Below are 9,507 nucleotides of genomic sequence, written 5' to 3'. Positions count from 1 at the left end.
TATTTTCTATTTTCTATTTTCTCAAAACAGTTATTCTCAAACAAACGAAACCTCAAAACGTCCAAAAATCGGACTCGTTTTAAGCGGTGGCGGCGCCAAAGGATTTGCACACATCGGCGTTTTAAAAGTATTAGAACAAGCTGGAGTAAAAATAGATTACATTGGCGGAACCAGTATGGGCGCGGTTGTTGGCGGTTTATACGCATCGGGTTACAATGCCAGTCAAATAGATTCGATATTTAAATCAACCAATTTTGATGAATTAATTCAAGATTACATACCAAGAACATCCAAAAGTTTTTACGAAAAACGCAACGACGAGATGTATGCCATTTCGCTTCCGTTTAATAAATTTAGCGTTGGCGTTCCTATTGCTTTGTCTAAAGGAATGTACAATTACAATTTACTTGCTAAACTTACCAATTCGGTAAGAGACATCAACAACTTTGAAAAACTTCCTATTCCTTTTGTGTGCATCGCGACCGATATTGAAACGGGTAAAGAAGTGGTTTTAAAAAAGGGTTATTTACCACAAGCTTTGTTGGCGAGTTCGGCTTTTCCTACTTTATTTTCTCCGGTAGAAATAGATGGTCGAATACTTATTGATGGCGGCGTAACCAATAATTATCCCATAGAAGAAGTGAGAAAAATGGGTGCCGATTTTATTATTGGTGTCGATGTGCAAGACGATTTAAAAGACAGAAATTCACTAAAAGAAGCCACGCGTATTTTGGTTCAAATTTCCAATCTTCAAATGATAGAAGGAATGAAACAAAAAATCGCTAAAACAGACATTTATTTAAAACCAGACATTAGAGACTTTACAGTAATTTCATTTGGTGATGGAGAAGAAATTATAAAAAAAGGAGAAGAATCGGCATTTGCAGTTTATGAACAAATAAAGAAATTGTCAATCGGAGAGAATTTTGTTTTACAACAGAAGAAACTTGAAAATGACAGTATTTACCTCGATAATATTTCAATTAAAAATTTAAAAAATTATACGCGTTCCTACGTTATTGGTAAATTGGGCTTTAAGCCAGGTTCTACGATAAGCTATAATGATTTAAGAGACGGAATTAATAAATTAAATTCAACTCAAAACTTTAGTGCAATAAGTTACTCAATTAATAAAAACAGTAGTAATTGCGATGATTTGAATGTTTTTTTAACTGAAAGCACCAACAAAACTTTTTTAAAATTTGGTTTGCACTTCGACGGATTATACAAAAGTGCAGTTCTAGTGAATTTAACTCAAAAGAAAACACTTTTTAAAAATGATGTATTTTCATTAGACATTGGTCTTGGCGATAACATAAGATACAATTTAGATTATTACATCGATAACGGATTTTATTTTAGTTTCGGATTTAAATCGCGTTACAATTCGTTCAACAGAAATGTTTCTACCGATTTCAATGACGGTCAATTATTTGAACAATTAGGTATTAATTCATTAAATGTAGATTTTTCCGACTTTACTAATCAAGCGTATGTTCAAACCATTTTTGCGCAAAAATTTTTAATCGGTTCTGGATTAGAATTCAAGCATCTTAAAATAAAATCAAAAACATTAGAAACTACAAATCAAATATTTGAAGACAGTAATTATACAAGTGTCTTTGGATATTTAAAATACGATTCTTTCGATAATAAATATTTTCCTAAAAAAGGATGGTTTTTTCAAGGAGATGTTCAATCCTATCTTTATTCATCCGATTTTACAAATCAATTTAATAGGTTTTCTATTATAAAAGGTGACTTCCAATTCACAAAAACATTCTACAAAAAATTCAATGTAAAAGTACAGTCAGAGGCAGGTTTTTCAGTAGGAGAAGATTCGGTTTCATTTTTAGATTTTGTTCTTGGTGGTTATGGATACAATACCGTTAATAACTTTAAGCATTTTTACGGATACGATTTTTTAAGTATTTCTGGAGATAGTTATATAAAATCTACAGCAACTATAGACGTGGAGTTCTTTAAAAGAAATCACATCAATTTTGCGGCCAATGTTGCCAATGTTGATAACAATTTATTTAGTACAGGTAACTGGTTTTCTACGCCAAAATATACAGGATATGCCATAGGATACGGATTAGAAACTATCCTCGGACCAGTTGAAGTGAAATATTCATGGTCGCCAGAATTACCAAAAGGATATACTTGGGTAAGCGTTGGTTTTTGGTTTTAAATCTTGAAAAAATGCAGAAATTTTCTATTTTCGCAAAAATATTAAACAAAAAAAGTATATTTGAACAAATAAAACTAAAAAGGATAAAGTATGTCTATTTGGAGAGTTAAACCAGTTTCAGCGTTTGAGGCTGACATGAAAAAAAGTGAATTAAAACGAGTTCTAGGAAAATGGAGTCTAACAGCCATTGGTATTGGAGCAATTATTGGTGGAGGTATTTTTGTACTTACTGGAACAGGAGCTTATTATCATGCTGGACCAGCGCTGGCTATTTCATTTATAATTGCAGGTATTGCTTGTGTATTTGCAGCTTTGTGTTATTCAGAGTTTGCTTCAATTTTACCCGTTGAAGGTTCTGCTTACGCCTACGCCTATGGAACAATAGGAGAAGTATTTGCATGGATTATAGGTTGGGGATTAATATTAGAATATGCAATGGGTTCCATGACGGTAGCGGTTTCATGGTCCGGTTATTTCAATAAGCTACTTAAAATGTTCGGAATTAAACTTCCCGATTGGTTAACAACCGATCCAGCGAGTTATACTGGGGAAGGTTTTTCGATGAATTTACCAGCGTTTTTAATAGTTCTTTTTGTTATTTCTATTTTAATAAAAGGAACAAAAAGTGCAGCCAATGCTAACAACTTTATTGTTATTTTAAAGGTATCAGCGGTTATATTTGTAATTATTGCAGGTGCATTTTTTATCAATGTTGAAAATTGGACGCCTTTCATTCCAGAAGTAACTCAAATCGTTGACAAAGCTGGAACGCATGAAGCCTATGGTTTAGGTGGAGTTGTATCTGGAGCAGCAGCTATTTTCTTTGCATATGTTGGTTTTGATGCTGTTTCAACACAAGCTGGTGAAGCTATTAATCCGAAAAAAGATGTTCCTTTTGCAATTATTGCTTCATTATTAGTTTGTACAGTTCTTTATATTTTGGTTTCATTAGTTTTAACAGGTATGATGAGCTATCAAGACTTCAATCCTCTTGGAAAATATCCAGAAGCGATTAAAGCTCCTGTTGCATATGCCTTTGATATTGCAGGACAAGCGTGGGCTGGTTATATCATTACGATTGCCGCGACTGTTGGTTTAATTTCTGTATTAATGGTTATGATTATGGGACAATCTAGAATTTTCTTAGGAATGTCTAAAGATGGATTAATTCCTTCTGTATTCTCTAAAATCAATCCTCTTTCAGGAACACCAAAAAATAACTTAATGATCTTAGGAGGGTTCATTGCAGTAGTTGCTGCTTTTACTCCAATCAATAAATTAGCAGATATGACTAGTTTTGGTACTTTATTTGCCTTTACAATGGTGTGTATTGCTGTATGGATTTTGAGAGTAAAACAACCAGGCTTAGAGCGTACTTTTAAAGTTCCTGCTTTACCAGTAATTGCTGTTTGTGGAATAGCAATTAATACTTACTTAATGATCAACTTAAGTCATGATGCACAGTTATTGTCATTGGGCTGGTTAGCTATTGGAGTTTTAGTATATTTTCTATATGGTAAACGAAATTCAAAATTAAATAAAGAGCAACAATAATATATAAAACGACTTCAATTTGAAGTCGTTTTTTTATTAATATATTTTTCCGATATTTGTAGTAATGAAAAAATGGGATAACTTATTAATACATTTAAAATTCCTCATCAAGAGAAATCCTGAGTGAGTTTCAATTTAGTTTTACAAAATCTAATATTTAATATCGTAAATCTAATATTTAAAAAATGCCTATATATCATAAATTAGGAGATTTTCCTCAAAAACGCCACATACAATTTGAAAAACCAAATGGTGGCTTATACTACGAGCAATTGTTTGGAACAGAAGGATTTCACGGACATTCTTCACTGTTGTACCATGTTCATCGTCCGACACAAGTTAAAGATATTACCAAATCGTATTCGGTTGAACCTAAAATCGCAATTGGTAAAAACATAAAATCATTACTTTTAAAAGGATTCGAATTAAAACCCGAAAATGACTTCCTTGACAGTAGAAAAGCACTGCTTGTAAACAAAGATTGCACCATCGGATTGGCAGCTCCAAAAAATTCTTTAATAGAGTATTTCTATAAAAATGCCGATGCAGACGAAATGATTTTCATCCACAAAGGAAGCGGAAAACTACGCACCATGATGGGAAATATATCATTCGAATACGGTGATTACCTAATAATTCCGCGCGGAATGATTTATCAAATTCAATTTGACACAGAAGAAAACCGACTGTTTTACGTAGAATCTTTCGCGCCTTTTTATACACCAAAACGCTATAAAAACGAATCGGGACAACTTTTAGAACATTCTCCTTTTTGCGAACGCGATTTTAAATTACCAACCGAATTAGAAACGCATGATGAAAAAGGCGATTTCCTTATCAAAATCAAAAAAGAAGGAATGATGCACGAAGTAGTTTATGCAACACATCCTTTTGATGTTGTGGGTTGGGATGGATACAATTTTCCGTATGCATTTTCAATTCATAATTTCGAACCAATAACCGGTCGTGTGCATCAACCGCCACCAGTTCATCAAACATTTGAAACTTCAACTTTCGTGGTTTGTTCGTTCTGCCCAAGATTATACGATTACCATCCAAAGGCAATTCCTGCACCATACAACCATAGTAATATCGATTCTGATGAGGTTTTATATTATGTAGATGGCGATTTTATGTCTAGAAATAACATCGAACAAGGCCACATCACGTTACACCCAAAAGGAATTCCTCATGGTCCAGCGCCAGGAGCAATGGAGCGAAGCATCGGTCACAAAGAAACATTAGAATTAGCCGTTATGGTTGATACTTTTCGACCACTTATGGTTACCGAAGAAGCAATGGGAATTGATGACGGACAGTATTATAAATCGTGGGTAGAATAACCTACATTAAATCATAAATTAGATAATGAATTACAATAAATTAGCTGCGGATCCAACTTCTCTAGTTCTAGGAATAGTAAGTTTAGTGATTATTTTATTAGGATGTTGTTGCGGGATTTTTGCAGTTATTGCATTAGTAATGAGTATCATAGGGTTGGTTCTTGCTGTAAAAAGCTTAAATGAATTTGACCAATATCCCGATAATTTTTCAATTCAAAGTAGAAAAAATGTCTACGCAGGTAAAATTGTTTGCTTAATAGGACTCGTTTTAAGTGCTTTATTTATAGTAATTTATGCTGTAGTTTTTGTCCTTTATCAAGTAAATTTTGCAGATAAGGTTAAAGAAATTTACCAAGAAGGTAGAGAGCGACAATATCAAACTCAAGATACAATTTACAATCAAAGTATAGAAGATACAATTAGTCAATCAGATTCAGTTTATATCGATTCTGTAAAAATCGAATAATTAAAATTTAATATCATGTCAAAAGAAGTAAAATCAGTCGAATACGGCTTAGAAAAAATATTTGAAGGAGCACAAGATTTCCTTCCGCTTTTAGGAACAGACTACGTAGAATTCTATGTAGGAAATGCAAAACAATCGGCACATTATTACAAAACAGCCTTTGGATATCAATCATTGGCTTATGCCGGACTTGAAACTGGAGTTAAAGACAAAGCTAGTTATGTGTTAAAACAAGACAAAATTAGAATCGTACTTACAACGCCACTAACTCAAGATTCTCCAATTCATGCTCATCTTCAAAAACATGGCGATGGTGTAAAAGTTGCCGCACTTTGGGTTGAGGATGCAACATCTGCTTACGAAGAAACCATGAAGCGTGGTGCAAGATCGTTTATGGAACCAACTGTTGAAAAAGACGAATTTGGTGAAGTAGTTCGATCAGGAATTTATACTTATGGAGAAACTGTTCACATATTTGTAGAAAGAAAAAACTACAACGGTGTTTTCTTACCAGGTTACAAAGAATGGAAATCTGATTACAATCCAACAACAACTGGATTAAAATATATCGATCACATGGTTGGAAATGTAGGTTGGAACGAAATGAACACTTGGGTAAAATTCTACGAAGAAGTAATGGGATTTGTAAATTTCCTATCTTTCGACGACAAACAAATCAATACCGAATATTCTGCTTTAATGAGTAAGGTAATGAGTAACGGCAACGGAAGAATTAAATTTCCAATAAATGAACCAGCCGAAGGAAAGAAAAAATCACAAATTGAAGAATATTTAGATTTCTATGGCGGACCAGGAATTCAGCACATCGCCATTGCAACCGATGATATTATTAAAACGGTTTCAGAATTACGTGCTCGTGGAGTAGAATTTCTTTCTGCGCCGCCACATACTTATTATGAAGCGATCCCAGAACGATTAGGCGTTCACATGGAAATGATGAAAGAAGACATCAATGAAATTGAAAAATTAGCCATCATGGTTGATGCCGATGAAGATGGATATTTGTTACAAATATTTACCAAACCAGTGCAAGATAGACCAACATTATTTTTTGAAATAATTCAAAGAATGGGTGCAAAAGGGTTTGGCGCAGGTAACTTTAAAGCACTTTTTGAGTCAATTGAAAGGGAACAAGCTTTAAGAGGAACGCTATAATTTTCACATTTATTTAAACAATCAGCAAAATACAACGTTGTAGTAACGTCATTTTTGTCAAATAAATGTTAAAGTTTATTTTTCATTACGAATAATTCAAAAACGATAGTATCTTTGCACTCAGAAAAAAGAAAAGGAGCGGTTTCCTTTAATTTTTATATAAGTTTTTCATAATTTATATTTTTTGGTTGGTTAATAGCATAAAAACTCCGTCAATATTTGACGGAGTTTTTTTGTTTTGGTACATTTGGAACAAATATTGCATTATAGTTAGAAAATCGCATAAATTATTTAATATGAAAAAGATTATAGTGCTTGCTTTGCTTTTTTTAACGGTCAGTTTTGATTCGCAAAAAGATTCAGCCTTTGACGTTGGTGAATGGTTTAAATTTAGAATCCATTATGGCTTAGTAACTGCAGGATATGCAACGCTAGAAGTGAAAGAAGCTGTTAGAAATAATAAAAAAGTCTATCATGCTATTGGTCATGGGTATACAACCGGAATGTCTAAATGGTTTTTTAAAGTAGAAGATACTTATGAATCCTATTTTGATAAAGGCACAGGTAAACCATACCAATACGTTAGAAAAATAGATGAAGGTGGATATACAAAAAACCAAGAAGGTTTTTTTAATCAAGGTAAAAATACTATCTTAGTAAAAGATTATAAAAAGAAAACAGAGAAGACATTTTCAACTTCAGAAAACATTCAAGATATTGTTTCTACATTTTATTATTTGAGGAATCATCCTACTATTGATAAGTTAAAGGTAGGAGAATCAATTAGTATCGATATGTTTTTTGATGATGAATCTACAATATTTAAATTAAAATTCATTGGTCGTGAAGATGTGAAAACTAAATTTGGAACCATTCCTTGTATGATTTTCAGACCATTAGTACAATCCGGAAGAGTTTTTAAAGAACAAGAAAGTCTTACCGTTTGGATTTCAGATGACGATAATAAACTTCCTGTTCGAATCAAAGCAAGCTTGGCAGTTGGTTCTTTAAAAGCCGATTTAGAATCTTTTAAAGGATTAGCCCATCCATTTACAATAAAAGTTAAAAAATGAACCCAGAAACCAACCAACTAATAGAAGAATTAGAACAAAAATTCGACGCAATTAACCAAAATACCAATACGCACCTTGAGGGATTACTTTGGTCTAAACCAATAACTTACTGGGATTATATTCAGACTGATGCTCTTTTAAATTTACAAACTCAAAGAACTACTTTGCCCGATGAAATGGTCTTTATAATGTACCATCAAGTCAATGAGTTGTTATTTAAAATGATACTTTGGGAAATAAAACAAGTGTGTCATACAGAAAAACCCGAAACTAAATTTTTTGCAGAACGCATGTCAAGAATAAGCCGTTATTTTAACATGCTTACCACTTCATTCGATATCATGGGCGACGGAATGGAAGTCGATCAATACATGAAATTTAGAAATACACTAACACCAGCAAGCGGATTTCAAAGTGCACAATACAGATTAATAGAATTTGCTTCTACCGATTTAATTAACTTAATTGATTACCGTTTTAGAGCTACAATAGATAGAAATACGCCATACAGTCATGCTTTTGAACATTTATATTGGCAAGCTGCAGGAAAAGATTACAAAACTGGAACTAAATCATTTCTAATTTTAGAATTTGAAAGAAAATACAAACAAGAGTTTTTGCGTTATATGGAAGAATACAACACCATAAATATTTGGCAAAAATTCAAACAATTACCAATTGAAGATCAACAAGATGCCGATTTAATTGCAGCCATGCGTCATTACGATAAAACAGTAAATATAACTTGGGTAATGGGTCATTTAAATGCAGCAAAAAAGTATATAGAAAGTGGTCAAGGTTCTGGAGAAGCAACCGGCGGAAGCGACTGGAAAAAATACATGCATCCAAAATACCAAAGACGTATCTTTTTTCCCGAACTTTGGAGTGAAGACGAATTGAAAAATTGGGGAGAAGATTGTTAAAAAAATAAAAAGCTTGTCTTGAAGAAAATAGCAATTATTTTATTGGTTTTAATTTCATTAGTTTCTTGTAAAAAAGCACAGGAAGAATACGTTATTGAAGATATCGAACCTTACAAACCAGTGGTTGATTTCGGATTTAACTATGATGATTTTAATGTGCATTACGACACAATTGGTCATCAAGATACATTTGAAAGAATTCTAAAAAAGCAAAATCTTAACGGTAAAAAAGCGGCCGAAATCATTAAAATTGTTAAAGATTCGTTCCCAACAAGTGTTCGTTTTAAAAGACCTTACGTAGCGTTACGATCTAAAGACAAGTACAATAAATTACAATACTTAATCTACCAACCCAACAGATTAGATTATTACTTGGTAGATTTAACTGATTCCATCATCGGATTCAAAAAATCAAGACCGCTTACTTTTAAAGTTAGAACCGTTGCTGGCGAAATATCGGGTTCTCTAGCGGCAACATTAAAGAAAGAAAATATCGATGCCGCTTTGGCAAAAAAATTAATGAAAGTATATGCTTGGTCTATCGATTTCTTCAAACTTAAAAAAGGCGATAAATACGCCATAAGTTTTACCGAAAGGTACATCAACGACACTTTATATGATGGAATTGACAGTTTAAGATCGGCTTTTTTTGAATATAAAGGCGAAAAATTATACGCATTTCCATTCCAACAAGAACGCAATAGTAAAACAGATTATTACAACGAAAACGGAAAAGCTTTAAAAAATTACTTTCTAAAAGCGCCTTTAAAATTTATAT

The 9,507-nt window shown here is 32.8% G+C and carries 7 protein-coding genes and 1 pseudogene; all 8 read left to right on the top strand.

Translation table 11 applies throughout. The annotated features are described in order from the left end of the window. Window position 1: 1 nt before the first annotated feature. A complete protein-coding gene (locus tag DIU01_RS15015; protein WP_290835870.1) occupies window positions 2-2,194 on the top strand; it encodes a patatin-like phospholipase family protein in 2,193 nt (730 codons plus the stop codon). Between the two features lie 90 nt (window positions 2,195-2,284). Continuing rightward, complete coding sequence (locus DIU01_RS15010; RefSeq protein ID WP_290835868.1) at window positions 2,285-3,748, top strand: APC family permease; 1,464 nt, start codon at window positions 2,285-2,287, stop codon at window positions 3,746-3,748. Window positions 3,749-3,933: 185 nt separating this feature from the next. Further along, the gene (locus tag DIU01_RS15005; RefSeq protein WP_290835866.1) at window positions 3,934-5,091 is read left to right on the top strand and encodes a homogentisate 1,2-dioxygenase; all 1,158 of its coding nucleotides are present in this window, start codon (window positions 3,934-3,936) and stop codon (window positions 5,089-5,091) included. A gap of 25 nt (window positions 5,092-5,116) precedes the next feature. Further along, window positions 5,117-5,557 carry a CCC motif membrane protein gene (locus DIU01_RS15000; protein WP_290835864.1) on the top strand — a complete coding sequence of 147 codons (441 nt, stop codon included), beginning with the start codon at window positions 5,117-5,119 and terminating at the stop codon, window positions 5,555-5,557. 15 nt (window positions 5,558-5,572) lie between these two features. Beyond that, window positions 5,573-6,733 carry a 4-hydroxyphenylpyruvate dioxygenase gene (gene hppD / locus DIU01_RS14995; RefSeq protein ID WP_290835862.1) on the top strand — a complete coding sequence of 387 codons (1,161 nt, stop codon included), beginning with the start codon at window positions 5,573-5,575 and terminating at the stop codon, window positions 6,731-6,733. A gap of 296 nt (window positions 6,734-7,029) precedes the next feature. Next, the gene (locus tag DIU01_RS14990) at window positions 7,030-7,806 is read left to right on the top strand and encodes a DUF3108 domain-containing protein (RefSeq protein ID WP_290835860.1); all 777 of its coding nucleotides are present in this window, start codon (window positions 7,030-7,032) and stop codon (window positions 7,804-7,806) included. Then, a complete protein-coding gene (locus DIU01_RS14985) occupies window positions 7,803-8,729 on the top strand; it encodes a tryptophan 2,3-dioxygenase family protein (protein ID WP_290835858.1) in 927 nt (308 codons plus the stop codon). Before DIU01_RS14990 ends, DIU01_RS14985 begins: the two co-directional genes overlap by 4 nt. 18 nt (window positions 8,730-8,747) lie before the next feature. After that, window positions 8,748-9,507, top strand: a pseudogene (locus tag DIU01_RS14980) (M23 family peptidase); the annotation flags it as partial.

The sequence above is a fragment of the Flavobacterium sp. genome (genome assembly GCF_003525665.1).
Lineage (GTDB): Bacteria > Bacteroidota > Bacteroidia > Flavobacteriales > Flavobacteriaceae > Flavobacterium.
Note: the sequence above shows the minus strand (reverse complement) of the source record. Positions and strands in the feature narration are given on the sequence as shown.

Excerpts from the sequence above, each read along its gene's own strand:
- DIU01_RS15000 (WP_290835864.1), top strand. The coding sequence starts at position 5,117 with ATGAATTACAATAAATTAGCTGCGGATCCAACTTCTCTAGTTCTAGGA.
- DIU01_RS15010 (WP_290835868.1), top strand. The coding sequence starts at position 2,285 with ATGTCTATTTGGAGAGTTAAACCAGTTTCAGCGTTTGAGGCTGACATG.
- DIU01_RS14990 (WP_290835860.1), top strand. The coding sequence starts at position 7,030 with ATGAAAAAGATTATAGTGCTTGCTTTGCTTTTTTTAACGGTCAGTTTT.
- hppD (WP_290835862.1), top strand. The coding sequence starts at position 5,573 with ATGTCAAAAGAAGTAAAATCAGTCGAATACGGCTTAGAAAAAATATTT.
- DIU01_RS15005 (WP_290835866.1), top strand. The coding sequence starts at position 3,934 with ATGCCTATATATCATAAATTAGGAGATTTTCCTCAAAAACGCCACATA.
- DIU01_RS14985 (WP_290835858.1), top strand. The coding sequence starts at position 7,803 with ATGAACCCAGAAACCAACCAACTAATAGAAGAATTAGAACAAAAATTC.